The sequence below is a fragment of the Armatimonadota bacterium genome (genome assembly GCA_036504095.1).
Taxonomy (GTDB): Bacteria; Armatimonadota; DTGP01; order JAKQQT01; family JAKQQT01; genus DASXUL01.
The window spans coordinates 186,541-212,997 of the sequence record DASXVS010000080.1 but is presented as its reverse complement, the minus strand read 5'-3'; the positions used below and the strand labels follow the sequence as shown (position 1 = coordinate 212,997).

General features: G+C 62.1%; 27 protein-coding genes. 20 read left to right on the top strand and 7 right to left on the bottom strand.

Annotation, left to right across the window (positions count from 1 at the left end; translation table 11 throughout):
• The first annotated feature begins 39 nt into the window (after positions 1 to 39).
• The 14 genes from VGM51_19170 (at position 40) to VGM51_19105 (ending at position 10,404) form a co-directional block, all read left to right on the top strand.
• Positions 40 to 558, top strand: coding sequence for a gamma carbonic anhydrase family protein (locus VGM51_19170; protein HEY3415161.1), 519 nt, complete (start codon positions 40 to 42; stop codon positions 556 to 558).
• A 26-nt stretch (positions 559 to 584) separates the two neighbouring features.
• A complete protein-coding gene (locus VGM51_19165; protein ID HEY3415160.1) occupies positions 585 to 1,058 on the top strand; it encodes an ACT domain-containing protein in 474 nt (157 codons plus the stop codon).
• A gap of 176 nt (positions 1,059 to 1,234) precedes the next feature.
• Entirely contained in the window at positions 1,235 to 2,593 is a 1,359-nt protein-coding gene (locus tag VGM51_19160) for an aspartate kinase (protein ID HEY3415159.1), read from the top strand.
• A gap of 103 nt (positions 2,594 to 2,696) precedes the next feature.
• Complete coding sequence (locus VGM51_19155) at positions 2,697 to 2,960, top strand: AtpZ/AtpI family protein (GenBank protein ID HEY3415158.1); 264 nt, start codon at positions 2,697 to 2,699, stop codon at positions 2,958 to 2,960.
• Positions 2,960 to 3,346, top strand: a complete 387-nt coding sequence (locus tag VGM51_19150; GenBank protein HEY3415157.1) for a hypothetical protein — start codon at positions 2,960 to 2,962, stop codon at positions 3,344 to 3,346. Before VGM51_19155 ends, VGM51_19150 begins: the two co-directional genes overlap by 1 nt.
• Positions 3,343 to 4,134: a F0F1 ATP synthase subunit A gene (gene atpB / locus VGM51_19145; GenBank protein ID HEY3415156.1), complete on the top strand. Its 792-nt coding sequence runs from the start codon at positions 3,343 to 3,345 to the stop codon at positions 4,132 to 4,134. The genes VGM51_19150 and atpB overlap by 4 nt, the downstream gene beginning before the upstream one ends.
• A gap of 63 nt (positions 4,135 to 4,197) precedes the next feature.
• Positions 4,198 to 4,473, top strand: coding sequence for an ATP synthase F0 subunit C (atpE, locus tag VGM51_19140; protein HEY3415155.1), 276 nt, complete (start codon positions 4,198 to 4,200; stop codon positions 4,471 to 4,473).
• Positions 4,474 to 4,550: 77 nt separating this feature from the next.
• Positions 4,551 to 5,165: a F0F1 ATP synthase subunit B gene (atpF, locus tag VGM51_19135; GenBank protein ID HEY3415154.1), complete on the top strand. Its 615-nt coding sequence runs from the start codon at positions 4,551 to 4,553 to the stop codon at positions 5,163 to 5,165.
• Positions 5,162 to 5,728, top strand: a complete 567-nt coding sequence (locus VGM51_19130) for a F0F1 ATP synthase subunit delta (GenBank protein ID HEY3415153.1) — start codon at positions 5,162 to 5,164, stop codon at positions 5,726 to 5,728. Before atpF ends, VGM51_19130 begins: the two co-directional genes overlap by 4 nt.
• 293 nt (positions 5,729 to 6,021) lie before the next feature.
• Complete coding sequence (tnpA, locus tag VGM51_19125; protein HEY3415152.1) at positions 6,022 to 6,462, top strand: IS200/IS605 family transposase; 441 nt, start codon at positions 6,022 to 6,024, stop codon at positions 6,460 to 6,462.
• A gap of 134 nt (positions 6,463 to 6,596) precedes the next feature.
• The gene (locus tag VGM51_19120) at positions 6,597 to 7,355 is read left to right on the top strand and encodes an SIMPL domain-containing protein (protein HEY3415151.1); all 759 of its coding nucleotides are present in this window, start codon (positions 6,597 to 6,599) and stop codon (positions 7,353 to 7,355) included.
• A 59-nt stretch (positions 7,356 to 7,414) separates the two neighbouring features.
• Entirely contained in the window at positions 7,415 to 8,953 is a 1,539-nt protein-coding gene (gene atpA / locus VGM51_19115) for a F0F1 ATP synthase subunit alpha (GenBank protein ID HEY3415150.1), read from the top strand.
• 87 nt (positions 8,954 to 9,040) lie between these two features.
• Positions 9,041 to 9,904 carry an ATP synthase F1 subunit gamma gene (gene atpG / locus VGM51_19110; GenBank protein ID HEY3415149.1) on the top strand — a complete coding sequence of 288 codons (864 nt, stop codon included), beginning with the start codon at positions 9,041 to 9,043 and terminating at the stop codon, positions 9,902 to 9,904.
• Positions 9,905 to 9,942: 38 nt separating this feature from the next.
• Positions 9,943 to 10,404, top strand: a complete 462-nt coding sequence (locus tag VGM51_19105) for a GNAT family N-acetyltransferase (protein ID HEY3415148.1) — start codon at positions 9,943 to 9,945, stop codon at positions 10,402 to 10,404.
• A gap of 9 nt (positions 10,405 to 10,413) precedes the next feature.
• Here VGM51_19105 and VGM51_19100 read toward each other — a convergent pair whose 3' ends face one another.
• From VGM51_19100 to VGM51_19090, 3 genes are all read right to left on the bottom strand, one after another.
• Positions 10,414 to 12,705, bottom strand: coding sequence for a hypothetical protein (locus tag VGM51_19100; protein ID HEY3415147.1), 2,292 nt, complete (start codon positions 12,703 to 12,705; stop codon positions 10,414 to 10,416).
• Positions 12,706 to 12,727: 22 nt separating this feature from the next.
• A complete protein-coding gene (locus VGM51_19095; protein HEY3415146.1) occupies positions 12,728 to 13,498 on the bottom strand; it encodes an IclR family transcriptional regulator C-terminal domain-containing protein in 771 nt (256 codons plus the stop codon).
• A 227-nt stretch (positions 13,499 to 13,725) separates the two neighbouring features.
• Complete coding sequence (locus VGM51_19090) at positions 13,726 to 14,847, bottom strand: hypothetical protein (GenBank protein ID HEY3415145.1); 1,122 nt, start codon at positions 14,845 to 14,847, stop codon at positions 13,726 to 13,728.
• Positions 14,848 to 14,892: 45 nt separating this feature from the next.
• Here VGM51_19090 and VGM51_19085 point away from each other — a divergent pair, with 45 nt between their 5' ends.
• Complete coding sequence (locus VGM51_19085; protein ID HEY3415144.1) at positions 14,893 to 16,884, top strand: right-handed parallel beta-helix repeat-containing protein; 1,992 nt, start codon at positions 14,893 to 14,895, stop codon at positions 16,882 to 16,884.
• A gap of 155 nt (positions 16,885 to 17,039) precedes the next feature.
• Here the strand turns inward: VGM51_19085 and VGM51_19080 are convergent, their stop codons facing one another.
• Positions 17,040 to 18,188: an NlpC/P60 family protein gene (locus VGM51_19080; protein HEY3415143.1), complete on the bottom strand. Its 1,149-nt coding sequence runs from the start codon at positions 18,186 to 18,188 to the stop codon at positions 17,040 to 17,042.
• Between the two features lie 108 nt (positions 18,189 to 18,296).
• Complete coding sequence (locus VGM51_19075) at positions 18,297 to 18,737, bottom strand: hypothetical protein (protein HEY3415142.1); 441 nt, start codon at positions 18,735 to 18,737, stop codon at positions 18,297 to 18,299.
• 387 nt (positions 18,738 to 19,124) lie between these two features.
• Here VGM51_19075 and thrS point away from each other — a divergent pair, with 387 nt between their 5' ends.
• The 5 genes from thrS (at position 19,125) to VGM51_19050 (ending at position 25,330) form a co-directional block, all read left to right on the top strand.
• Positions 19,125 to 20,903 carry a threonine--tRNA ligase gene (thrS, locus tag VGM51_19070; GenBank protein ID HEY3415141.1) on the top strand — a complete coding sequence of 593 codons (1,779 nt, stop codon included), beginning with the start codon at positions 19,125 to 19,127 and terminating at the stop codon, positions 20,901 to 20,903.
• Between the two features lie 87 nt (positions 20,904 to 20,990).
• Positions 20,991 to 21,899 (top strand): class I SAM-dependent methyltransferase, encoded by a 909-nt coding sequence (locus VGM51_19065; GenBank protein HEY3415140.1) that lies wholly within the window; start codon positions 20,991 to 20,993, stop codon positions 21,897 to 21,899.
• Positions 21,900 to 22,002: 103 nt separating this feature from the next.
• Positions 22,003 to 23,115, top strand: a complete 1,113-nt coding sequence (locus VGM51_19060) for a uroporphyrinogen decarboxylase family protein (GenBank protein ID HEY3415139.1) — start codon at positions 22,003 to 22,005, stop codon at positions 23,113 to 23,115.
• A gap of 12 nt (positions 23,116 to 23,127) precedes the next feature.
• Complete coding sequence (locus VGM51_19055; protein ID HEY3415138.1) at positions 23,128 to 24,351, top strand: MFS transporter; 1,224 nt, start codon at positions 23,128 to 23,130, stop codon at positions 24,349 to 24,351.
• Positions 24,352 to 24,439: 88 nt separating this feature from the next.
• A complete protein-coding gene (locus VGM51_19050) occupies positions 24,440 to 25,330 on the top strand; it encodes an MBL fold metallo-hydrolase (protein ID HEY3415137.1) in 891 nt (296 codons plus the stop codon).
• Positions 25,331 to 25,420: 90 nt separating this feature from the next.
• Here the strand turns inward: VGM51_19050 and VGM51_19045 are convergent, their stop codons facing one another.
• Positions 25,421 to 25,924, bottom strand: a complete 504-nt coding sequence (locus tag VGM51_19045; protein HEY3415136.1) for a GNAT family N-acetyltransferase — start codon at positions 25,922 to 25,924, stop codon at positions 25,421 to 25,423.
• A gap of 24 nt (positions 25,925 to 25,948) precedes the next feature.
• Positions 25,949 to 26,371, bottom strand: a complete 423-nt coding sequence (locus VGM51_19040) for a hypothetical protein (GenBank protein ID HEY3415135.1) — start codon at positions 26,369 to 26,371, stop codon at positions 25,949 to 25,951.
• Positions 26,372 to 26,457 lie beyond the last annotated feature (86 nt).

Here is a 26,457-nt window from a genome sequence, read left to right as displayed (position 1 = left end):
CTGACCGACCGGATCGTGGCCAGTTTGATATATGGACCTGTGGCCATCATCAGAAGCTATAACGGCGTTCAGCCGGAGATTGGCCCGAATGCATTCGTCGCCGAGACGGCCGCGCTCGTCGGCGCGGTTCGCGTAGGGGCCGGGTCCAGCATCTGGTACTCCGCTACCCTGCGAGGCGACGTCGATTCGATAACGGTCGGCGCGCGCACGAGCATCCAGGACGGCTGCGTTCTGCACTGCGAACGGGGCGCGCCATGCGTAGTGGGCGATGATGTCACCGTGGGGCATAACGTCACACTTCACGGTTGCACGGTGGAGAACGGCGCCGTTATCGGCATCGGGGCCACGGTGCTGAACCGGGCCGTAATAGGCGCCGGGGCCGTGGTTGCCGCCGGGGCGCTGGTGACGGAGGGTGCAGTGGTCCCGCCCGGAATGGTCGCGATGGGCGTACCGGCGAAAGCGGTCCGGGAGGTCACGGAAGCGGAGAAGAACCGGTTCCGGGCTAATGCCGAGCACTACGTACTTCTGGCGCAAGAGTTCCTGGCGGATTCCGCCTGAGGCGGGTCCCCGCCCAAATGCATTCAATGAGACCGACACAACATACGAGTTTCGAAAAGGAACGCGGCGTTAACGACGTCCATATCGACGCCGAGGTCGCGCACATTGTCGTTTCGCTCCCGAGGCAGAAACTGACGCCGGACAAGCACCTGGACATCTACAAGGGCCTTGGAGGCGCGGGGATGGCGCTCCGCCTGGTGAAGATGCACCCGGGCGGGGTGAGTTTCGCCGTCGAGCGCCATCAATTCGCCGAGGCGCAGCAGATCATCAGCCGGCTCGGCTATACGTTCGAGGCAACGGACGATCTGGTGATCCTGGCGATCACGGCGGTCAACATGCGCGAAATGTTCGGCGTGATGGCCAAGATGGCGGAAACGCTCCTGGATGCATCCGTCGAGACCGTTCAGGTGGGGGATGCGCACGACGCGGTACTGGTGATGGTTCCCGGCGCCCAGGCGGAAACGGCAGTGGCGGCGCTGCGAAAGGCGTTTGCACTATGAAAATGCACTGGATCGAACCGCTGATGGAGGGTTGTGGAGTTCAAGACAACGCGGGTGCATTTCGGGACGAGGCAGACCAACTCACGTCTATATTCATCGCGTACATCAATACAGCCAAGTCCCGGAGGTAGATTGTCCGACATTCTGCATTCAGCATTCTGACTTCTGCATTTTCTATGAAGATCATTGTTCAAAAATTCGGCGGCACCAGTGTTTCAACGGCCGAAAACCGGGAGCTGGCGGCGGCAAAGGTTATACAGGCCAAGGAAGACGGCTTTTTGCCTGTGGTCGTGGTTTCGGCGATGGGTCGCAGGGGGCAGCCGTACGCCACCGACACCCTGATCGATGAGCTCAGAGCCGTCGATCCGGCAACGAAACCGGACAACCACGAGTACGACATGCTCGTCTCCGTGGGCGAGATCATTTCCACCACAATTTTCGCGCAGCTTCTCCGAAGCAAGGGCTACGCAGCCAAATCCATGACCGGTCAGCAGGCTGGCGTCATCACCGAAGACCGGCACGCGGATGCCCGCATCCTGTCGGTTGACCCGGAACACCTGCTCGCCGTGCTTGAGGATGGGATTATCCCTGTGGTCGCCGGCTTCCAAGGCGTTACCCAGCCGAGGGACAAGCGGCATTCTCCGGAGATCACCACGCTGGGCCGCGGCGGGAGCGATACTTCCGGCGCCGCGCTGGGCGCTGCGCTGCACGCGGAAGCGGTGGAGATATTTACGGATGTTGACGGTGTGAAAACGGCGGACCCATCGATTATCCCGGACGCCATCACCCTGGACACGGTCACATATCTGGAAATCGCCGAGTTGGCTCACCTCGGCGCGAAGGTTCTGCACCCACGGGCCGCCGAAATCGGCATGGACTACAACGTCCCTATCTGGGTGAAGTCCACGTTCACGGACGAGCGGGGCACCCTGATAACGCATGTGGACAACCCGGTCGCGTGGCCGCGCATCACGGGCGTTGCGCATTCCGGCAAGGTTGTCTATTTCAACCTTACGGTGGAGGACCCGGGCGACAAAGCCAAAATTGAGCTGGAACTCTACCGGCTGTTCGCCCAGGCCAAGGTCAATATTTACCTGATTTCCGCCAGTCCGAAGAGCGTTGGGTTTGCCGTCGAGCGCGGCATGCTGCCCCGCGTTCAGGAAATGCTGCAGGGGCTGATGATACCGGTGGAACTCGCTGGCGGAAACCTGCGATGGTATATACTGAGTCTCGGCGAAAGCGCCGGCATGCAGGGGCAGCGGATGCTGCTGGAAAAATGCCAGGGCAAGCTGGACTACCGCGTGGCGGAAGCGACGATGACCGAGAACTGCTCGGTTGTCTCGTTGATCTCCGGATCGATCTTCCAGTCGCCATCCGTGCTGGCCGAAGTGGCCGAGACGCTGGCGGAGGCCGGGGTAGAAATATATCAGATCGCGGACAGCCAGTATTCACTCTCGCTTCTGGTGCTTGAAAGCGAAGTGGAGCGCGCTGTGAGAGCGCTGCACACAAGATTCGTGGGGCAAAGGCCCGGGTGAGTTCAGAGTCTCGAGTTCCGAGCACGGATTCGGAACCCGAAACCCGGAACTCGGAACCCGGAACCCGGAACTCGGAACCCGGAACGCGGAACTCGAAACTGACATGCGGTTCAAACTGACCCCCGAGAAGCGCCGGGAATTGCGCGACACCGGGGACGCATCCATCGCCGGCTGGATGCTCGTGGTGTGCATCGTCATCGGGGCGCTCGGCGGAGAGTGGGCGGACAAGCACTTCCACGTGGCGCCGAATGGGGTGCTGGTGGGGGTCCTGCTTGGCGTCGGAGCCGGGTTCGTGAACCTTTTCACGGTGGTACAGCGCATCAAGCGCGCGGAAGAAGAGGAAGACCGCCAGAAGCGGAACCGGTGATGAAAGAGGACGGGCTGCTCGACCGTATCCTGAAGATGTCGGTTGGCGTGACCGTCTTCGTGACGCTTTACGTGGCCTCGCTGGGCCGCGCCTGGGAAGGCCTTTCGTTCGCGATCGGCGCCGCTGTTTCCATCGGCTTCTTTCTGGCGTTGCGGGCAGGGATTGAGCACGGATTCCGGCCCGGCGCGGGCCGGAAGGCGCGTGTGGTAACCGTCATCGGAGCGGTGGTGAAATACGGGCTGGCCGGCTGGCTGATCGCCTTGATGGTCCGCTGGCCGCACGCTCGAATGGGTTTCTTTCTCGCTGGGGCCACGACGGTCCCCGCGGTGATTGTATTGAAGGCGTTAGGCCAATTGCTGGCCGAAGCGTCCGCGAAAAAACGATGAATTTCGGACATCCCGAACCAACCTGGCTTCACCCTCTCGCGAAACTGATCCCGGAGAGTGTCCTCCCGTACGGGGAGTTCGTGGTCATCACGGTACTGGTGGCGCTGATTCTGATTGGCACGTTCGCCCTGCTCGCGCGGCGGTTGAGCACTCGTGACGTTTCCGGGGGACAGGCGTTTTCCGAGGTCGTGGTGAGCGGGTTCGTTGGCTTCGTGGAAAGCGTTCTCGGCCCCCACAGCGAACGCCTCGTTCCACTGATTGGAACCCTGTTTCTGTTTATCCTCACGATGAACCTGTTCGGCCTCATCCCCGGGATGCTTTCGCCGACGGCCAGCATGAACACCACGGTCGCCCTGGCGCTCATCGTGTTCTTCAGGGTCCAGTATGAGGGCATCCGATCGCACGGTTTCCTCGCTTATGTGAGGCATTTCGCGGGCGAACCGACGGGCATCCATTGGATATTCGACGTATTTCTGGGCGTGTTCATGTTTCCGCTACACCTCATCGGCGAACTGGCCAAACCACTTTCGCTGTGTTTGCGTCTCGCGGGAAACATCTTCGCAGAGGATTCCGTCATCTTCATCTTCGGAACGCTGTCGCCGGTGCTCTATCTGTTTCTGAAGCACAGCCCGTGGGCGAAGGAAGTACCATTCTTCCCGTTGCAGATACTTATCCTGCCCCTGATGATCCTGTTTGGAGTGATCCAGGCGCTGGTGTTCTCGTTGCTGGCATCAATTTACATTGCGGTTATGGTGGGCGAATCGCACGAAGAAGCGCCTGCACACTAAGGTCTTGAAGAGGGTTCGGCCTCGCGGCGGTTCCCCGTTAGCTATCAAAGGAGCAAACTGAAAATGCTGTACCTCGCATTTCTCGCACTCGGAGTGACACTCGGCCTGCCGATCGCCGTACTTGGCGCCGGCATGGGCCAGGGCAAGGTTGGCGCCGCCGCCATGGAAGGAATCGCGCGTCAGCCCGAAGCCTCCGGCCGAATCCAACTCGCCATGATCCTCGCCCTGGCGCTCATCGAGGCCCTGGTCATCTACGCGCTGGTAATGTTCTTCCTCACCAAGGGCTTGCTGCCGCAGATGTCGCCGGAACAGGCCATTCAGATGGCGACAGGCAAATAGGATCCCTCTCTGCAGACGTCCCGCCCCGGCGGGGCGTCTCGTTGCGGGCGCTTCGCCCGGGGGAGGCGCACCAGCCTATGAAGAGATTCCTGAAAAACACGTATCGCACGCTGAGCGTGGCGGCGGTCGGACTTATCGTCTGCTCTGCCGGATTCGCCGAGGAGGCCGCGGGTTCGGAAGCCAAGCCCGGCGGTCTGCTCGGATCGCTGGGGCTGGACCCGCGTACCGTCATCGCCCAGGCCCTCGCGTTCATCGTTCTGCTCTGGGTGTTGAAGAAAGTCCTGTGGGGTCCGGTTCTTAGCATCATCGCCGAACGCCAGACCGAGGTCGCCGATATCTATTCCGTGGCCGAACAGGCGAAGGCGGCGGCCGAGACCGCGCGCAAAGAATACGAAGCGCACCTGGCTGCAGCGGATGAGGAGAGCCGGAAACGGATCGCCGATGCGCTGGTCCAGGCCAACGCGATGAAGGATGAGATCCTGGCGAATGCGCGCCAGCAGGCCGACCGCATGATCGCGTCCGGCAACGAAAGCGTGCGCCAGGAAATGGAAAAGGCGCAGGCACAGATACGGGAGGCCTCCACGCGGATGGCCGTCGAACTCGCGGGGCGTATCATCGAGCAAAATATCACCGTGGACTCTCAGCGAACGTTGATTGACCGGTTCATCGAGGGAGTGGGGCAGCCGCAGTGAGACCGCCTTCCAGCGTGGCGCGCCGCTATGCTAACGCGCTGTTCCACATCGCCCAGCGCGAAAACACCGTTGACGCGGTTTCGGCGGACCTGACTGTAATGTCAGGCATCCTTGACCAGAGCCCTCAGGTCCTTGCGGCCCTGGCCGTTCCGCGCGTGCCGGTCGAGCGGAAAAAGGCCGCGCTGCAGGCCATCGTCGGTTCGCAGATGGTTCAACCGGTGACGCGACGATTCCTGGATATGGTCCTGGATCACAGTCGCGAGGCATCACTGCCGGAGACGGCCCAGGCGTTCGCGCAGCTGGCGGACGAGGCCAGAGGCGCGGTGAATGCCGAAGTGCGGTCCGCATCGCCGATGGACGAAGGCCAGACTGCCCGGCTGAAAGCCCGTCTCGACGCGCTAACAGGCAGGGAGACGCGGCTGACGTTGACCACCGACCCGTCACTGGTTGGCGGCGTGATCGTCCGCATCGGCGACACCGTGATGGACGGCAGCGTGAAGGGTTACCTGGAGCAGATCGGCGCGCGCCTCATGAAGGCCACGATGCCGGTAGTTGGAAGTTAGAAGACACTATTGGATTCTCGCCTTGGCCATCGGATGAATCCGACGGCTGGGCGACAAAGTCGGTTTAAACCGACTGAATTCGTACGGTAGCTGGCTTCAGCCGGGTTTGTACGTCAGTCTTCGGCTTCAGCCGATTACGAAACCTGGGCCATCGGATGAATCCGACGGATGGGCGACGAAGTCGGTTGAAACCGACTGAATTCGTACGGTAGCCGGCTTCAGCCGGGTTTGTTCGTCAGCCGTCGGCTTCAGCCGATGGGGCGCAAAGATCTGGGATTGACGGAGGCTGGAGAATGGCATCTGAAAGAGATTCCAGGTTGTCGGGGAATCACACTGAGGTGTTCATCCACTTCACGTGGTCGACCATGGGGAGAGCCCCTTACCTGTCTCCGGATATTCGGGAAGATGTGTATGCGTGCATCCGTAGTGGCTGTGCGCGCCAGGGACTGACTGTCGTAGCACTGAACGGGATCGAAGATCACGTGCATTTGCTGGTGCGAATGACTACCACGACAACCGTTGCGGATGTGGTGCGGCAGGCGAAAGGCGCTTCATCGCACTTTGTGAACCATTCGGGGGACGATCGTGGCTTCCGATGGCAGGACGGGTATGCAGCATTCAGCGTGTCGAGATGGGACGCCCCAAAGGTCGCTGGATACATAGCGAATCAGGTAGAGCATCATCGCGATGGTACAACGAAGGACGCGCTGGAGCCATTAAGTGCCATCGGTTGAATCCGACGGATGGGCGACGAAGTCGGTTGAAACCGACTGAATTCGTACGGTAGCCGGATTCAGCCGGGTTTGTACATCAGACGTCGGCTTCAGCCGATGGGGCCAAAGTCGGCGCAACCTGGGGGGAAACGACAATGAAAACGGTGAAATCGATCGTATTGGCATCGCTGCTGGCCCTCGCCCCTGTGGTGGCGAGGGCGCAGAGTGAACCGCTGATGCGCAACGTCAGCCACCTGATCTCGGCGTCCGGGCGCGGCGAAGTACGCGTGAAACCGGATGTCATTCTGATGTCTATCGGCGTTCAGGAGCGGGGCGCCGAGATCGCCGGACCCAGGAGCCGCGCCGCGAAGAAGGTGACCGACATCGTCGACGCTCTGAAATCCGCGGGTGTGAAGGAAGCGGAGATCCGGACTTCGCGGTTCAGTGTGAACCGCGTGTGGGAACCGCTGAACGATCAGAACCAGCCGGTCGAATACTCCGGACCGTCCAACAAGGGACACTTCGTCTACCAGGTCGCCAACAGCGTGTCCGTGCGTACCGGGCTTCTGGAGAAGGCGGGGGAGATCCTGGACGCGGTGGTGAAGGCGGGTGCGAATGATATCAACGGGCCGACTTTCGGCTTGAAGGACGGCTCGCCGCAAGAGAAGCAGGCGCTGGCCGACGCAGTGAAGGATGCGCGCGCAATGGCGGACACGATGGCGGCAGCGGCGGGTGTGAAGATCACGGGCCTGGATCACCTGAGCGAGCAGGGCACAAATGTGCCCAGCGCAGAGGATGTGGGTGGGACGATGAGCTACCGCATGGCTGCCAAGGTCTCGGGGCCGTCGACTCCCATCAGCGCGGGCGAAGTAGTAGTCACCGCGAACGTGACGGCGGAATACAGATTTGAGTAGGCAGATTCAGCGCCCTCACGGGTGGTTTATGGCGCAAACAGCAGGAGACAGTAGGAACAATGGCAATACGACCCGATGAAGTGACGGCGATTCTGGAACGTGAACTAGGCGCCTATCAACCCAGCGTCGAGGAAGTGGGCGTGGGAACCGTCCTCCAGGTGGGAGACGGAATCGCTCGCGTCTACGGTCTGGCGGAGGTGATGGCGTCCGAACTCGTCGAGTTCGAGGTGAAAACGAAGACCGGCGAGGAACTCCGCATCACCGGCATGGTCCTTAACCTCGAAGAGGACAACATCGGCGTCATCATCCTCGGGGAAGACATACACATCCAGGAAGGCGATCAGGTCAGACGCACCGGGCGCATCGCGGACGTCCCCGTTGGCGACGCACTGATTGGGCGTGTCGTGAATGCGCTTGGCGAGCCGATTGACAACGAAGGTCCCATCGTCACGGACCATCGCTACCACATCGAAACCCGCGCCCCCGGCGTCGTTCAGCGCCAGCCCGTGAAGCAACCGGTCCAGACCGGCATCAAGATCATCGACGCCATCACACCGATCGGCCGCGGGCAGCGCGAGCTCATCATCGGCGACCGCCAGACCGGCAAGACCGCCGTCGCCGTGGACACCATCATCGCCCAGAAGGGCCAGGACATGAAGTGCATCTATGTGGCCATCGGCCAGAAGCAGAGCACGGTAGTCCAGGTGGTGGAAGCCCTCAAGCAGCACGGCGCGATGGAGTATACAACGGTCGTGAGCGCGTGCGCCTCGGACCCCGCGTCGCTGCAGTATCTCGCTCCGCTCGCCGGTTCCAGCATGGGCGAATACTTCCGGGACAACGGGCAGGACGCGCTGGTCATCTACGACGACCTTTCCAAACAGGCCGTGGCCTACCGCCAGATTTCGCTGCTCCTTCGCCGCCCGCCGGGCCGCGAGGCGTATCCTGGTGACGTCTTCTACCTCCACAGCCGGTTGCTGGAGCGCGCCGCGAAGTTGAACGATGGCCTCGGCAAAGGAAGCCTCACGGCGCTCCCGCTGATCGAGACGCAGGCGGGCGACATCAGCGCCTACATCCCGACCAACGTGATCTCCATTACGGATGGCCAGATCTTCCTGGAGAGCAGCCTGTTCTACAGCGGCATCCGCCCGGCTATGAACGCGGGTCTGTCCGTGAGCCGCGTCGGCGGAAACGCCCAGACGAAGGCCATGAAGAAGGTCGCCGGCAAACTGCGCCTGGAACTGGCTCAGTACCGTGAACTCGCCGCCTTTTCACAGTTCGCCAGCGACCTCGACAAGGCAACGCAGGCCCAGCTGGCCCGCGGCGAGCGCCTGACGGAAATCCTGAAGCAGCCGCAGTATACCCCGATCGCGATGGAGGACCAGGTAATGGTCCTGTTCGCCGGCACCAACGGCTATCTGGACCACATCGAGGTTGCCGATATCAGGCAGTGGGAAGTCGGGCTGTATCCGTTCGTGCACAGCCGTTACCCGGATGTGCCGCAGTCCATCGCGTCAACGAAGGATCTGGACAAGGACACCGAAGCGAAACTGCGCAAAGCAATCGAAGAGTATAATTCGCAGTTCAAACCGGCAGCGTAAAGCACACAAACCACAAAGACACTAAGGCACAAAGACCGGAATACGCTTTGTGCATTTGTGCCTTTGTGGTGAAATAAAGGTAACTCCATGGCGACGGTTCGCGAGATTCGTGCTCGCATAGCAACTGTAAAGAAGATCGAGCAGGTTACCACCGCGATGAAACTCGTCGCGGCGGCCCGTTTGCGTCGGGCACAGGAGCGCGCGGAAGCCGCCCGTCCTTACGCCGACCTGATGCAGAAGACCATCCAGCAACTGGCGCCCAGCCTGAAGGGCCTCGACCACCCGTTACTGGCCGATCGCGAATCGAAGGCCGCCGCCGTCATCGTTCTCTGCGCTGAGCGGGGCCTGGCCGGGTCCTACAACACCAACATCATGCGCGAGGTGGCGGTGCTTGTGTCCTCGCTGCCGGTACCGGCGCGCCTGTACGTTATCGGGAAGAAGGGCGCCGGTTTCCTGCGGCGCCGCAAATATGACGTGGTCTACGAAGCCTCGATGCCCGGCACCGAAGTGAACCTGGGCGAAGTGCGAGCGCTGTCGGCCCGTGTGAGGGCCGAATTCGAGGCCGGTGATGTGGACGAGGTTTACCTCGTATACAGCCGGTTCGTGAGCGCTATCACGCAGCGCCCGACCGTCCTGAAGGTCCTGCCCTTCGAGGCGCCGGCTCACGACGCCAACATCCCGGTTGCCGACGACCTCATCTTCGAGCCGGACGCCCCCACGCTTCTTGGCCACCTGCTCCCGCGCTACGTGGACGTGCAGGTCTACCGCGCCATGACCGAGGCCGTCGCCAGCGAGCACGGCGCGCGCATGACAAGCATGACCAGCGCCAGCGACAACGCTGCGGAAATGATAAGCGACCTCACTCTCCAGTACAACCGGGTCCGTCAGGCCGCCATCACGAAGGAACTCGCCGAAATCGTCGGCGGCGCTGAAGCGCTGGCCAACGCGTAGGGGATCGGAATCCGCGCCGCCGGTTTGGGAGTTGTCCCTTGATTGAATACCGTCTCGCCGGACCGGACGACGTTCCAGCCCTCGCGCGGATGCGCTGGGATTGGAAGCTTGAGGAGAACCCACACGCCGATCTGACGCTAGAGGAATTCCTTCGTGAGTGTGAGGCATTCCTACGGCGCGGTATCGAGGCAGGCGACTGGGCCCACTGGATCGCCACCGAAGACGGCGCCCTGCTGTCCAATGCCTCGGTGTTCCGCGTCCCCAAGATTCCGCACCCGCGACGAAAGTCGAAATGGCTCGGCTACGTCACCAATGTCTGTACCGTGCCTGACCGGCGGCGGCAGGGGATCGGCGCTTCCCTGATGGCGCATCTTGTGGAATGGGCCAAAGCCGGGGAATGTGATACGCTGATCCTCTGGCCGTCCTTAGGCAGCGTACCGTTCTATGAGCGCGCCGGCTTCCGCAACGACAACGACATCCTTGAGCACACGCTTGAGTAGCGAATCCGGTTAGTCCGCGTAGGCGAGCGGACACCGGATCACGCACGGCTCCACCACAACCGGTCGGTATTTCTTGATGGGATCGTGTTGCCGCAGCGCGTGGTCCAGTTCCGAGGCGGCGACGTTCTCGTCCGGGAAGACGTCGGCCGGAGAACCCAGATACTGGAAGCCGCTTTCGCCCATCAGGGCATACCTTTTCACCCAGTCGCACCTCTTTGCGTCGATGTGCTGAAACCCGTACGTGCGCCCCTCGAGCGTGAACTCTACCCGTCTGCCTGTGAAGGCATGCGATGGGCAAGCGGCGATACACCGGGCGCCACACGTGACGCAGCGATCCTCCGCGGAATCCGGCTGATACAGGTCGGACGGCCATAGTGGCGCATCGGTCACGATGGCGAACACCCTCTGGCGGATGCCGAACTGGGGCGTTGCCAGGTGACCGCTAGTGGCCAGGTATCCCAGTCCGGCCGCCACTCCCGCGAACCGGTTTGTGAACAGATCCGGCTGCGGTCCGCGGGGGTTGGCGGTCACGGAATCCGAACCTGTAACGTCCGTCACAAGGCGCGCACGGTACCCCCACGCCTCCAACTGCTTGATGATTCGAACAGCGATCGGCCATCCGACGTAGTTGGTCACGTAGGTTTCGAACGAATACGGGCCGGCCGCCTCCGCGGGAGGTTTGGTTGCCCAGCGCAGGACTTCCTCGTGCATGCGAAGGCCGAAAACAAAGACGGACTGGGCTCCGGGCAGGTGATCTTCCGGCGTTTGAAAGGTGCGTCGTCGCGCGGTGATTTCCGGCTCCCACGGAGTGAACCGGATGGAACGGTCCGCCGCGTCCAGGATCTCCTCGCCATCGAAGGCGGGCCTGAGTTGGTCAACAATGGCGTCCATGCGCGCTGCCGACGCGATACCCATCAGGTCAGCACCGCACGCCCGTGCGAGTTCTGACAGTTGGCTAGCCAGATCCGAAGTGGCGTCACCCCAGTCAGGCTTGACCGTATCGCCCGAGGGTCCGCGCCGTTGCGGCTGAATGGCCATGCGCGTCAACACAGTGTTGGCCAGAACCAGGCGCCCGTTCAGATCCGCCTGAGCGGACACAACCGCTTTGGTCGCAGAAGCCGTGGTGACCGCATCAGGCTGGGTGATGTGTTCGACGCTGACGATGGAGCGGAAACCGAGAGTCTCGATATTGCGGGCGAGGTCATAACTCAGAGAGTCGATCTGGTATTGTGCCCCAAACCGTGCGGCCTCGGTGTCCGCTTCCTGTGGCAGGGAGAGCACCAATGTCAACGCGCTCTTCGTACCCGGCAGCACCGACTCGGGATCCACGCCCATCGCGCGCAGGTCATCCGCGCTGGTGACGATGAGTTGTTCGGCGCCTTCCGCGCAAACTCTGGCAAACAGACGGTCCACGACTCCGCGCGAGACACGGGTCTCGTCTGTGGACACCCAGTGCTTGCGCATCGGGGTTTTCGAGTAATTGAGATCGAAACTCCGGTTGGGCTTGGGCACGCAGAACTTCAGGCATTGCCCCATCTCTCCCGCGCGCACTCCGTGCTGCTTCACCATCTTGAGGATGACCTGCTCGTTCACCTTTTCCGGTATCTCCAGATCGAGGTCGAGGTCGAAATGCTCACCCCAGGCGCAGCGCCATAGGTTCTTGTTCGGGAAGCGATACTCGTAGTCGGATATGCGCAGCACCTTTTCGCCGTCGATTTCCGTGGACAATGCCTTTGACGGGCAGTGCTTGCGGCAGAGCATGCACTTATCGCAGATCGTACCCGGCGGAATCAGCGGATCGGGCTCGATGGCCGCGTTCGTAATCACGGTGATGAAGCGGTTGCGCGCACCGTACTCCGGCGTCAGCGCAAGGCCGTTGAATCCCATGTCGGCAAGGCCGGCAACGACCGCCATGTAGATATGGCTCACGTCCGGAGCGAACACCGCATCCAGTTCCTTGTAGGAGTTGTACCGCCAGATATTGCTGGACGCGATCGGCATCGCGCCGTATCCCTGGCGCTCGATGAATGTAGCCAGGCGGTACGCCATTTCGTCGAGGCGGGAGTTCATCAGGTACTGGATGGAGTAGGGCCCGATCTTCTGGGGGTGCTCAACGCCTCCCAACTCGATGCATGCGTCCGGGTGGTGGATAGCCATCACGATGACCGTCCGGGCATCTGGGTAGAGCCCCTGCGGGCTCATCATCAGTGGGGCCTGGGCGCAGCGATCGATGCCGCCGAAACCGACGAGATCGGCGCCAAGCCTGTACGCTGCGTCCTTAATACGTTCTTTGAGTGACATGGGGTTTCCTCAATACCTGCGATCAGGCTTGTGCGATCTCCTCGCACAGGTCTCCGGCAACGGCGCGAAGGCGTTCAAGCAACTGTCGGCGCCGCTTTTCGGGGCATCTGTAGGCGGGTGCAAAGGTGGCCAGTGTGCCCCAGACCGGGTTGGCACCGTCGGTGATGGGGCAGGCGATCGCCACCAGTTCCGCCCGCTCATCGTGCAGAAGGCTGAACCCTTGCGACCGTGTTTCCGACAGGGCCGCGCGGAGGCCTGCTTCATCGCCGATGTCGTTCCAATGCCGGCCTGGCATGCCTTGCCGCGCGATCACTTGCTGAAGCTCCGCTTCTCCCGCGGAGGCTGCCAGCATTCGGCCGGTGCTTTTTGCCCAGAACGGCTCACCATCGACGAGCGCGTGCGAAACACTGACGGTGTGCGTGCTGTCAACAACGGCAACGGTCACCCGCTCACCGTTGATGAGCGTAGAGCAGACGCACGCCTCTCCCTCCGCATCGACGAACTTGTGGAGCGAAGCCATCACCCGCTGGTATGTGCGGGGATCCGCGCACTGGGTCACCCGGCCGATCTGTGCGCATTTCGGGCCGGCAACGTAGATGCCCCGTCCCTGCTGCGCAACATATCCGCTGGCAACGAGGGATTTGAGGAGGTTGTGCGCCGTGTTCTGGGGCAGACCCAGCTCCTGGGCCAGTGACGCCAGAGTGACGCCCTTGTGCGAGACGTCATCCAGGGCGATTCGGTCCAGCAGGGCCATCGCCTTCACCACGGATTTGACGGATGATTGATTTTCCATAATACGGAACAATATTCCTCATGGAGGATTATAGCGGCAGAGAACGCGTCTGTCAACGGGTTTTTCAAGGAAGCACGGACTGAGGCGCCCTCTCCTCCCGCCGCACGATATCTGGAACTTGGAGGTCGGGATTCCGGACTAGGTAGGGTCGGCGTCCCGCTGACCACCCACAGCGAGCCGAAGTCACCCCCGCTGCCGGCACTTACATGTCGGCGAGGACGCCGACACTACCTGACCGGTTGTTTGAGGACGACGACCGGACTGCGTCCCTCGGCGAGGATGGCGATGCGCTTGGTCGGCATGTGCAGCAGCATGATGTTAGGACCAAGCTGGAACACGGCCATATCGCCAGGGAGCAGTGTCGCGAACCGGGGTGTCCAGGCCAGGTAAGGCGTTTCCAGGGCGAGGTTGTACTCCTCGCCCTTCTTGTTCACTGTGATGCCGCGTCCGGCGAAAACATCTGTTTCAATATACCAGTCGGTATCGCCGGGGGCGCGCAGGTCGGCGGGATACACGAATTCCCAATCTTCGAAGGTAAGGGGTTGCCCGCGCTTCACAGAACGGCTGGTGCGTTTGGCGTATGTCCCCACGGGCGCGATCCGTTCGGAAAGACTACGGGCCGCGTGTATGAACGGATAGGCGCTTCCACCGCTCATCGCACACAGGTCGCCTATGCCATCCTTGCCTGGCCTGATCCATATATCTTCGTCCGCCTTCACGGCGCCAATGCCGGCGTAACGGAGGCCAGTACCGTCCAAGTTGACTTGCCACACCGCGTCGCCCTTGCCGACGTAGTAGGCCGTGGCAACCGGGAGCGAAGCGAAAGTGATGGCAGGGCTCAACCGCGCCTTCGTCAGGAATGTGATGGGGGAGGCGGAAATGTACAACGGGACCAGGAGAGCGTAGGACACCGTTTGCGCCAGAAGAGACATCCGAAACGCTTTTCGCCACGGATGGGCGGTCCCGCGAGCCAGGACGCGGCAGAAGGGCCATTCCAGAACGATGGTTGCCAGAAAGGAGATACCGATGGCGACCAGTAGCAGCATCAGGCCGTGACGCAAGATAGACTCGCCGGAGGCGTGCTTCCCGGCGGAGGAAACCACTGACAGCAAGCCGATTCCGGCAAAGAACGAGGCGTAGTTCGCAGCGATGAGCCAGCAGGCGCACTGTAGATACCTGACGCGAAACACCCTCCAGATCACCAGGGCTTCGATCAAGGCGATCAGCCAATTGAGGATGACCAGTTGACCGAAGCCTACCCACATCAGCGGCGTTCCGGCGTCGGCGCGGGCGCTGGACGCGGTGGCAACGGTTATCGCCAAGATGAAAGCGAAACAGCGGCGGTTCATATCGCAATGATAGCGTGCTGTCACGGAATATCGGAGGAATGGCTTATGGGCACTCTCAGTAGACTCTGCCTCTCACTCGGCCTCGCTGGCGCGAGCCTCAATGCGCTTGCTGCCACGCTCTACGTTTCGCCAAAGGGAAACGACGCATGGTCCGGTCGGCTGCCCGCTCCAAACGTCAAACACACGGATGGTCCGTTTGCCACACCAGTGAAGGCGCAGATGGCGGCGCGGAACAAGCCGGGTACCAGTATCCTGTTCCGGGGCGGTATGTACAGGCTTCCCCAACCGCTGGTCCTTATCCCGGCGGATTCCGGCGTCACGTGGGCGGCTTACCGGCGTGAGACGCCTGTCATCAGCGGTGGAATACAGCCAACGGACCGCAGGCTCCTGCCCAACGGACGCTGGGAACTGCGGTTCGCTGCCGGAACGCCGGCCTTCGAGCAGCTCTTCGTGAATGGGCATCGCCGGTACCGGCCGCGCCTGCCGAAGAACGGCTACTACCGTATCGCGGGCTATCTCGCTCCATCCAAAGGCGACAAGCCGGACCGCTTCCGCTTCCAGCCCGGCGAGTTTCGCCCGGATTGGGCAAACCTGAGCGACGTCCAGGCGCTCTGCTTCCACCAGTGGACGATGCAACGGCTACGGGTGGCGGCGGTCGATGACGCTGCCAACACGGTCACGTTCACTGGCGCAACGTGGCACCCGACGATGGCTGCGCTTGGGGCAGGCGATCGATTCCTCATCGAGAACGTGAAGGAAGCGCTCTCCGAGCCCGGCGAGTGGTACCGCGAGCCCTCGACCGGCGTCGTCACCTATATTCCGATGCCGGGAGAGAAGATCGAAACCGCCGACATAGTGGCGCCGGTGCTGAGCCAACTCATGGAGATCAAAGGTGCGCACGATGTGACGTTCCGGGGGATTACTTTCGCCCACACAGGCTACATCACGCCGCCAGCAGGGCGCAGCTTCCCGCAGGCGGAGATCGACCTCGGAGCGGCGATCACGGCCAGCAACGCCCGCAACTGCGCGCTGGATTCCTGTACTATAACTCACACCGGCGAGTATGCCGTTGAATGGAAGGGCGGCTCAACGGACTGCGCGATGCGCCGGTGCCATCTGACCGATCTCGGCGCGGGAGGCATTAAGGTCGGCGATACATCGCCCGACCGCACGGAGCGCATCACCGTGCAGGATTGCCGCATCGCGCACGGAGGACGCATCCACCCGGCCGCCATCGGAGTATGGATCGGCCAGTCGGCTAACAACCTCATCAGCCACAACAGCATCGAGGACTTCTACTACACCGGCGTCTCGGTTGGCTGGGTCTGGGGCTATGCCGCGTCCGGCAGCCATCACAACCGCATCGAGGACAACGTTATCGCCAACATCGGGCAGGCTGTCCTAAGCGACCTGGGCGGCATCTACACGCTGGGGCTTTCGCCAGGCTCGGTCCTGCGCGGCAACATCATTCACGATTGCGACTCCGACACCTACGGCGGTTGGGGGATCTACTTTGACGAGGGCACAACCGGCATGCTGGCCGAAAACAACCTCGTTTATCACACAAAGACCGGCGGCTTTCACCAGCACTACGGCGAGAACAACATCCTGCGGAACAACATCTTCGCGCTGTCGCGCGAGAGCCAGATCCAGCGCACGCGCATGGAGCCGCATCTGTCTTTCACGTTCGAGCGCAACGTCGTCTACTACCGGCAGGGCGTGCTGCTGGGCAGCAACTGGGGCGATGCCAACTTCACGATGGACTACAACCTGTACTGGAACCCGAAGGACTCGGTCCGATTCCTGAGCCATCCTCTCAACGAATGGCAGAAGGACAAGGGGAAGGAACTGCACAGCGTCGTTGCCGATCCGGGGTTCGTGGACCCGGAGCACGGTGACTTCCACCTGAAGCCCGGCTCACCGGCGCTGAAAATCGGATTCAAGCCGTGGGACTACACGAAGGCGGGGCCGCGAATGAAATTCCCGAAGGACGATGTGCCGCCGGCGTTTCCGGTGATTCTGCCGAAGTATGAATAAGCACAAAGGCACGAAGACACAAAGCTAGGAATGATGAGTCATTGATGATGATTGATGGATGTCCGGACTGTGGCGCGGGCGCCCATCCCATATCCGGCAAGCATCACTCCAACCCCCGCACCGATCACTCTCGTTGTGCCTTTGTGCTGACCTCTTTACCCGCCGAGGTTGGATGTGTCCGTCGTGCCGCCGTACACACGGCGGGCGCCGACATACCGGGTCGCGTAATACGGGCTATCCAACGACGTGATCTTGAGGTTACTTTTCGGATTGGCCGCGTGGAGGAAGCGGTCGTCGCCAAGGTAAATGCCCACGTGCGACACGCCGTTCCCCTTCGTGTTGAAGAACAACAAATCGCCGGCCTGCAGGCTGTCGCGCTCTACCGCCTCGCCGACCGCGCACTGCTGCCACGAACACCGCGGCAGTTTCACCCCCAGCGGTTCGTAGATATACAGGACGAGGCCGCTGCAGTCGAACTGGCCCGGTGTCTGAGCGCCCCAGACGTAACGGCTGGTCTGTATCGCGGGGTCCGATACGACGTCGATGAGCCGTTTTCGCAGCGCGACCGGACAGTCGGTCTCTTTGATGAGTGAGACCGCTTCGTCGGGATCCCAGGCCTGCGCTGGCGCTGCCGCGGGGTCAACCATCAGGTCGGTTACGTCTACCGCGCCACGGCGAGAAGCCAGTTGCGTCCTCTCCGCCCGGCTCGCCCGGGCTGCCGCCGTTCCGTGGGGGGGCGGGCCGTACACCCGGCCGGCGCGTTCCTGTGCCGCCTGAATCTGCCTGTGCTCTAGTTCCTTCGCGGAAATGTCGCCTGGAAGGCGCGGGTGCTGAGTGGCATTCGAGCGTGTTGGCTCAGCGGCGGGCGCCGGGTGGCGTCGCGTGCGCGTACGCGGCCCGGGGTTCGCGGCGACAGCACGCGGCGCGGAAGACGGTATTTCGATGACGATCGCGGAAGACGGCGAAACGCCGGTATCACGCCACGTTTGAGCGCCATCGGGCAGGTGGACCACTACGCGGACAGCGTCCGGTTTACGCGTGAATTGGCTGAACCGCAGAACGGGCGCCTCGTCGGCTTCAACGGGTGCAACTCGGGCGTCCGGGTCCAGCACGGCGTCGGGGATGTCCATGATGAGTCTGGCAGGTTCCGGATAGGTGTGCAGGGTGTACCGCGTCTTGCCGGACGCGTTCACGCTGAGGCGGAATCCACGGGCGGTCGGAGTCAGCGTGACGCTATTGACGTGTACCGTCGCGTGACCTGCTGACGCCGTCAGCAGTCCGCCGATGAGGAACCAGTGACGCATGAAGCCTCCCATGGGATAAGGAAAGGGTTACCGAAATGCTCATCGGACTTCAAACCGCATTTATGTAGGGAACGGGCGTTTCGGGTGGAATCCAGATGTCCTGCCGCCTCAGTTGGCGACAAGCCGTTCGCGGATCGCCTCTATCCACTGCCTACCGTTCGGGACCAGAAACACAACCGAGGATTCGTTTGCCAGCCTCATCGAGACGTAGTTCGCAGACGTGATCGTCCGCGTTCCCAACGGCACTGTGTCGGAAACCTCGGCAACCCAGTCGAGATCGATGCTGATGTCCGGACCCAGGGGGCGTTTGAACAGGATCCGGTGATCCAGGAGGGCAAGCGTTCCGATACTCTTGGACACCCCGAACCGCCCGTTCCAACCCTGGTAGTTGGCGCGAACCGGCCCGAGGATGACCTTTTCGCCCGACCGCCAGGATTCTGCGCGGATCGCTTCCTTCTGCCGTCCCATGCGATAGAAGATGAGGCTCCACACCACCACCTGCGAACCGATCACAAGCAACAAGACGAAAGCGATGTGCGGAACGTCCATTCACAATTGCTCCGGGAGCCGATACGCTGAGGTTGGCTGGCAGGTTTCAGGGATCGCGATTCAGCGTGAAGGGTCAAGCCGGGGAACTACTAGAGTACTACTAATCAATGTCAGATTAGTAGTTCGCGCGTTTGCTGGCCCGGTCGTTCACGGCTGAGACGCTGCCTCCCATTGTACTGCCTCCTGTTTCCTGACTCATTCACTGTTTGACACCAATTGCACCGCTTTGTACAATGATCTCAGGGACCGTCGACGTGGATTGGGCGTTGTGAGCTCGATCTGTTCGGTCCAGCTTTGGCCTTGGGCTTCGCCCAATGCCCGGCCCTCGCGGGCCAAGTCTCCCGGACCTCCCGTAGTAGGGGCGGCCGGAAATAAGGAGAACACCGCATGTCATCCCCAGTCGCTGCCGACGCACCTGTCGAAGTACCGCCTTTCCTCTCGGCCGAAGATCTCGCTGCGCTTCGTCATTCGGCGTCGCACGTGATGGCGCAGGCCGTGGTTGAGCTCTTCCCCGGCACCAAACTAGCCATCGGACCTTCAACCGATGAGGGTTTCTATTACGATCTGGACTCACCGCACACCTTCACCGCGGACGATTTTGACGCGATCGAAAAGCGAATGGGCGAGATCATCAAGGGCGATTTCGCGTTTGAACTCAAGCCTGTCTCGCGTGAAGAAGCGTTGGAGCACTTCCGCAAGGAAAACGAGATCTACAAGGTAGACCTGATTGAAGGGTTTCCGCCCGACGAACCGGTGTCCTATTACCAGCACTCGACGTTCAGCGATCTGTGCCGCGGCCCCCATGTGCCAAGCACGGGAAAGATCGGCGCGTACAAACTGCTGAGCGTGGCCGGGGCGTACTGGCGCGGCGACGAGAGCAACAAGATGCTCCAGCGCATCTACGGCACGGCCTACGCCACCAAAGCGGAGCTCGATCAGCACCTGTACCGCCTGGAAGAAGCGAAGAAGCGAGACCACCGCAAACTCGGCAAGGAGCTGAACCTCTTCACGTTCAGCGACGAAATCGGTCCGGGCATTCCGCTCTTCCTGCCGCGCGGCGAGATGCTGCGGCGAATTATGGAGACGTATGTCCGCGACGTGCAGACGCGCTACGGCTACGACCACGTGTGGACGGGCCATATCGTGAAGGAGGAGCTGTTCCGGAAATCCGGCCATCTGGAAAACTACATCGACGTTATGTTCCCGCCGATGACCGACACGGACGGTCCGACGTATCGGTTGAAGCCGATGAACTGCCCGAGCCACATGACGCTCTTCAACACGCGGCTGCACAGCTACCGCGACCTGCCGGCTCGCTTCGCCGAATTCGCTACGCTTTACCGGTATGAGAAGACGGGCGAGTTGACCGGTCTGACGCGCGTCCGCGCCCTGACGCAGGACGATTGCCACATCTTCTGTACGGAAGAGCAGGTTGAAAGTGAGTTCGGCCTGGCGCTCCGCCTCATCCACGAAGTGCTCGATCGTTATGGCTTCAGCGATTATAAGGTCCGGCTGAGCATGCGTGGAACGGAGCCGGGCGGGAAATACGTGGCCGACGACGAGAAGTGGGAGCGCGCCACGAGCGCGTTGCGCCGCGCGCTGGAAGCGAACGCCGTGGAATACTACGAAGCGCCCGGAGAGGCAGCGTTCTATGGACCAAAGGCCGACTTCCAGACGAAGGATGTCCTGGGACGTGAGTGGACGGCTTCGACGATCCAGGTGGACTTCATTCAGCCCGCACGCCTCGGCTGCGAGTACATCGGCGAGGACGGCAAGCCGCACACGCCGGTTGTGCTGCACCGCGCCGTAACGGGTACCACGGAGCGCTTCCTCGGGCTGCTCATCGAGCAGTACGCCGGCGCGTTCCCGCTCTGGCTCTCGCCGGTACAAGCCGTGATCATCCCGATCGCGGACCGCCACAACGCATACGCCCAGGCGGTGCTGGACCGCATGAAGGAAGCCGGGTTCCGGGTGGAAGTTGACACGCGCAACGAGAAGACCGGCTACAAGATCCGCGAGGCCCAACTTCAGAAGACGCCGTACATGCTTGTGGTCGGCGACCGCGAGATTGAGGCCGGAGCTGTGAGCGTGCGCAGCCGTGAAAAGGGCGACGAAGGCTCCATCAAGGTTGATGCCCTGATGGCGCGGATGAAGTCCGAACTGTAAAGCCCCTTACCCCCTGGCCCCCTTCCCCAATTCCGCGCTGCGCGCGGGGGGAAGGGGGAACGGGTGGGCGGATATCGCGGCACGTGTATGGCAACGACGTACGAGAAGATCGATGTGACCGCGAAACTCGCCGCTTACATGCGCCAGTTCACCGACATCCCGTTCGCCGACGATGTCGCCGAGTACGTTCAGGCCAACGCCGCATTCGACGCGATGCTGCGGAAGACCGGCCTGAAGCCGGAGCAGTTCACGTGGTATGCGCCCATCTTTGAGGCCCGGTACAAGAGCATCGCGGCGGTGCTGCGGAAATCCGGCATCAGGCAAGCCATCGAGCTGGCAAGCGGACTCTCATTGCGCGGGCTTGCGATGACCCGGGACCCGGCGCTTACATACATCGAAACCGATATGCCGGCCATCACCGCCGAGAAGACTGCCCTCGTGGCGGATATCCGGCGCAAGCGGGAGCTGGCGCCGACAGAGAACTACCGCATAGTATCCGCGGACGCGACGGATCCGGCCCAACTTGCCGCCGTCGCGGACGGCCTGGAGGTTGGCCCCGTCGCCATCATCAACGAGGGCCTGATGCAATATCTGACCCGCGCCGAATTGCGGTCGGTGGCCGCGATCGTACATGATGTGCTGGATCGCTTCGGCGGCATCTGGATAACGCCGGACTTCTCGTTTGTATCCCAAGAGACTGACGTTTCTGAACAACAGAAGGCAGTTCGGCGGGCCGTTTCCGGGGAGATCGACCGCGATATGTACGAATGTGCCTTCGCGGACGAGGCGGCATTGCAGGCATTCTTCGACGAAACCGGATTCCAGGCCGATGTGCGCAATCAGGTCGATGAGGCTGGCCGCGTAGTTTCCGTCACGCGCCTGAATCTGCCGTCAGACACGCTTGAGCGTTTGCGCCCGAAACTAAGACTCTGGGTTCTCCATTCAACCACTGCGCTCCGGGGCATGAATGCCCCGGCCGTTCGGCCTTCGGCCTGAATGCCCGTAAACGGGCAATCCAAAGGCGAAGCCAGAAGCTCACTTCTGGCTACTGCCTACTGTCGACTGACTACTTGAACCAATGACTTCCAGACAACGCCTGATGGCGACACTTCGCGGCGAGCCGGTGGACCGGCCCGCGGTCAGCCTCTACGAGATTGGCGGCTTCCACTCGGACCCCACCGATCCCGACCCTTTCAACGTCTATAACGATCCGTCGTGGCTGCCGCTTCTGCAACTCGCGGAGGAGCGCACGGACATCATTCGCATGGTTTCGCCCCAACTGACGCCCTCAGCACACAACCCACGCGACGAGTACTTCCGCGTAGAGGCCTACGAAGAGGCCGGTTCGCGGTTCACACGCACGACGCTCGAGATTGGCGGGCGTACCCTTACCTCACTGGAACGGCGGGACCGCGGTGTGGACACCGTCTGGACGCTGGAGCACCTTCTGAAGGACGAGGACGACGTTCGCGCCTATTTGCAGCTTCCGGACGAGGTCTTCGATTTCGAGGTTTCGGTGGACGCTCTGCGCGGGGCGGACGCCGCAGTGGGAGACCGCGGGATAGCGATGGTGGATATCGGCGACCCCCTTTGCAGCGCGGCGGAGCAATTCTCGATGGCGGATTACATCATGCTGGCGTTCGCGGAACCGTCGCTGTTTCACGAACTGCTGAGCAAAGTGGCGCGGGGTATCCACGAACGGGTGCGCGTGGTCGCAAAAGCCTTCCCGGGTCACTTATGGCGAATCTGTGGTTCGGAGTACGCCGCGGAGCCGTACCTGCCGCCGCGCCTTTTCGATGAGTACGTAGTTCGATACGACAGCCCGATGATCGAGGCTATCCGCTCAACCGGCGGTTACCCGCGCATACACTGTCACGGGCGGGTGAAGAACGTCGCGAAAATGATCGTAGGCATGGGCGCCGCTGCCCTCGATCCGGTCGAGCCGCCGCCCCAGGGTGACGTTACGCTTGCCGAGATGCGCCGCGACTATGGACGGGACCTGGTGCTGTTCGGCAATCTGGAGGCGAGCGACATCGAGAACATGGAGCCCGCCGAGTTCGAGGCGGTGGTCGCCACCGCGTTGCGTGAGGGTACTTCCGGCGAAGGCAAGGGTTTCGTTCTGATGCCCAGCGCCTCGCCCTACGGCCGGACCATCACCGAGCGCACCATGCGGAATTACGAGACCATCGTTCGGCTGGCCGAAGCCGCCTGACCCGGAGATCCGATGCTATCTGATACGAATCGCACGCTTGTTTTCATCGCGCGTATGCTGCGCACTTTCGGGTTTGGCATGGTCTCGGTGGTCCTCCCGCTGTACCTGCTGAACCACTGCGGGCTGTCAGCCAGCCTGTTTGGGCTGGCGCTCACGCTGACCCTGATTGAGGACGCCATCGCGACGACGGCGATCGCCGCCATCGCGGACCGATTCGGGCGGCGGATCGTTCTGTCCGTGGCGCCGCTCCTCATCACGGTCGCCGGCGCGGGATTCGTGCTCGGCCAGCACAGCGTCTGGGTGCTGATGGTCGTGGCGGTTGTCGGCACCATCAGCCCCGGCGGCGTTGAGGCCGGTCCGTTTCTCGCCGTGGAGCAGGCGGTCCTGTCGCAGACCGCCGAAGGGCACAAGCGGACAACCCTGCTCTCGTGGTACAACGTGGCGGGTTCGCTGTTCGCCGCGCTGGGCGCGGGAGCGGCGGGTGTGGTGACATACGCCTTCCGCCGGAACGGCCTAGATGAGTTGACTGCCTTCAACGCGATGCTGTGGGGATACGCGGTCATCGGCGTGCTGTTGATGCTCATCGCGGCGCGTCTTTCCGCCGGCGCGGAGGCGAAGGCGGCCGCCGTGGTGGTCGGGCGCAAGGTCGTGATGGGGCTGCACAAGTCGAAGGTCATCGTGGCGAAACTCGCCGGGTTGCAGGGCATCGATGCCCTCGCTGGCGGCCTCATCGTCCAGACGATCGTCGTTGCGTGGTTCCACACGCGATTCGGCGTGAATGCAGAGCATTTGGGGCCGATCTTCTTCGGGACCAACATCCTCTCGGCGGTTTCATTCCTGGCCGCCGCGCCGCTGGCGAAACGGATCGGTCTCCTGAACACGATGGTGTTCACGCACCTGCCCAGCAACATCCTGCTGGCGCTCGTCCCGCTGATGCCGACATTCTACACGGCGGTCGGCATGCTCCTCTTCCGCCACCTTCTCTCACAGATGGACGTGCCCACACGCCAGGCCTACACGATGGCACTAGTCGATCCAGACGAGCGCAGCGCCGCGGCCGGCATCAGCGCCAGCGTCCGCAGCGTCGCCCAGGCCGTCGGACCGACCATCAGCGGCATCTTCCCCCACGCGGCCATTGTGGCCGGCATACCGTTCTTCGTGAGCGGCGCCATGAAGAGCGCCTACGACCTGGCCATCTGGCAGGTGTTCCGGAAGGTACCGGTGCCGCGCGAATAGCATTCGGCATTCAGCATCCGGCATTCAGGAATCGGAGCGTGAATGCCGGATGCTGGATGCTCTCGCACACGTGCTATGCTCAGAACTGATGAATCTTGCTGACGTTCTCGAGGGCTACTCCAAGGCCATTTATTCCACGTGGTTCTACTACGCACCGGACCGCGTCCTCTTCGATGCGGGTGAGGGCGTGGCAAGCCGTATGGAGAACCGCGCGTTCGCCATCCGCCGCGTCTGCTTGTCGCACGGGCATCTGGATCACATCTCGGGGCTTCCCACCCTGATCCATATCCGGATGGCGGGCATGGGCGAGAAGACGCTGCCGCTGGACGTCTACTACCCGGCGGGCGACGGCTACATCGAGGGGCTTCGCCAGCACCTGGACCGTGCGATGGGCAGACGAACCTTCGAGCTCAACTGGCATCCTATCGGTCCTGACTGCCGGATCCCGTTGACCGCCGAGGAAGACGATCCGCCGCGCCAGCACGAGCGGTGGCTGGAGACTTTCACCACGCAGCACGCACGTGGCCGCCTTACGCTCGGATACCGCGTGGTGGAGCATCGACACCGCCTGAAGCCGGAGTTCGCGGGCAAGCTGCAGAACGAGATACGGGACCTGGTCAAGGAGTCCGGCCGCGATGCCATCACGGAGCAGTACGACCACCGCCTGCTTGCCTATCTCGGCGATTGCGTGCCGATGGAAGTTTCGCCGTTCGCGGACGCGGACATCCTGTTGCACGAGGCCACGTTCATCAACGCGGAAGACCGTGAGCAGTACGTCCACAGCACGTTGGACGAGGCGATCTCAACAGCGCAGGCGGCGTGCGCCGGGAACCTGGTTCTGTTCCATGTGAGCAGCCGGTATCCGAGGAAGCAGATCCGCGCGGAGGCCGTGAAGGCGCTCAATCGCCACGGTTTCGACCTGTCGAAGGCGTGGCTGCTTTACGAGTGGCGCCTGGACCGATGTGATACGCTCCAGTAGACCACAAAGGCACAAAGACACTAAGGGATCGATGAATGCCCGATGCGGGCGAGGCGCCCGCGCTACATTCGGTCGTTCATCGTTCATCGCTCAGACTTCATCGTTCAAGACGAGTTGCATGTAGACGATGTCCTGCCAGCGGTCGAACTTGCGGACCGCGTCCCGGATAGTGCCGGCGTGTTTGAAGCCGTTGCGTTCGTGCAGGCGGACGCTGGCTTCGTTCGTTCCGCCGATCACGGCAACGATAGTGTGGAAACCCGCCGCGCGGCCGGCTTCAATCAAACGTGGCAGCAACAGGGCGCCGATGCCCTTGCCCAGTCGATCCGGCGCCACATACACGGAATCCTCGGCCGTGAGGCGGTAGCCGGGTTTGCGATGGTAGGCGCTCAGCGACGCCCAGCCGACCACGCGGCCATTGTCGTCCTCGGCGACGAGGACCGGATATCCTCCGGCGATGTGCTCGTCAAACCAGGCCGTCCTCTGTTCCAATGTGATCGGTTCGAGGTCGGCCGATGCCGTTGTCCCGACGCCGGACTCATTGTAAATGGCCAGGATAGCCGGCAAATCTGAATGCTCGGCGGTCCGAACGGTCATCGCTCATCGTTCCTCGTTCATCGCTCACTTCCGTACTTCGGTCCAAACGGCATCGTCGCCCAGAAGGGCTCTGAGCTGAGACACGAGTCGGGCGCTTGGCTGCACGCCGAACGGCAGGTTCTGCTGGCCCACTCCGCGGTGCAGCGTAACCGGCGAGTCGCCGGCGTTCTTTTCCAGCAGGAACCGGGCCGCTTCGGAGAGGATCTCGGGTTGGTTGGCGACGTTCACGTGAAGCCGCAGTTTCTGCGGTTTCACCCCCTGCATCAGGCGCGATGCCTCCTCCGCCGCGTTTCCAGCCTGCGCCAGCAGCACGCGCGCGCGGGCGATCTCCTCGCCGGGGATGGAAGCCAGGTGTTCGCCGATTTCGGCCAGGCGCATGCCGTATCGCGCCGCGTCCTGTGCCGCAGTGTCCGGTCTTGCGACCGATGAATGCGATTTGATCTGCATCGTCTCACACCTTTCTATGAATCGTCAGCGCCGCGCCCCGTTGGCGTCCGCCGACTTGGCTCCAATCAGCCGCCGACTTCAGTCGG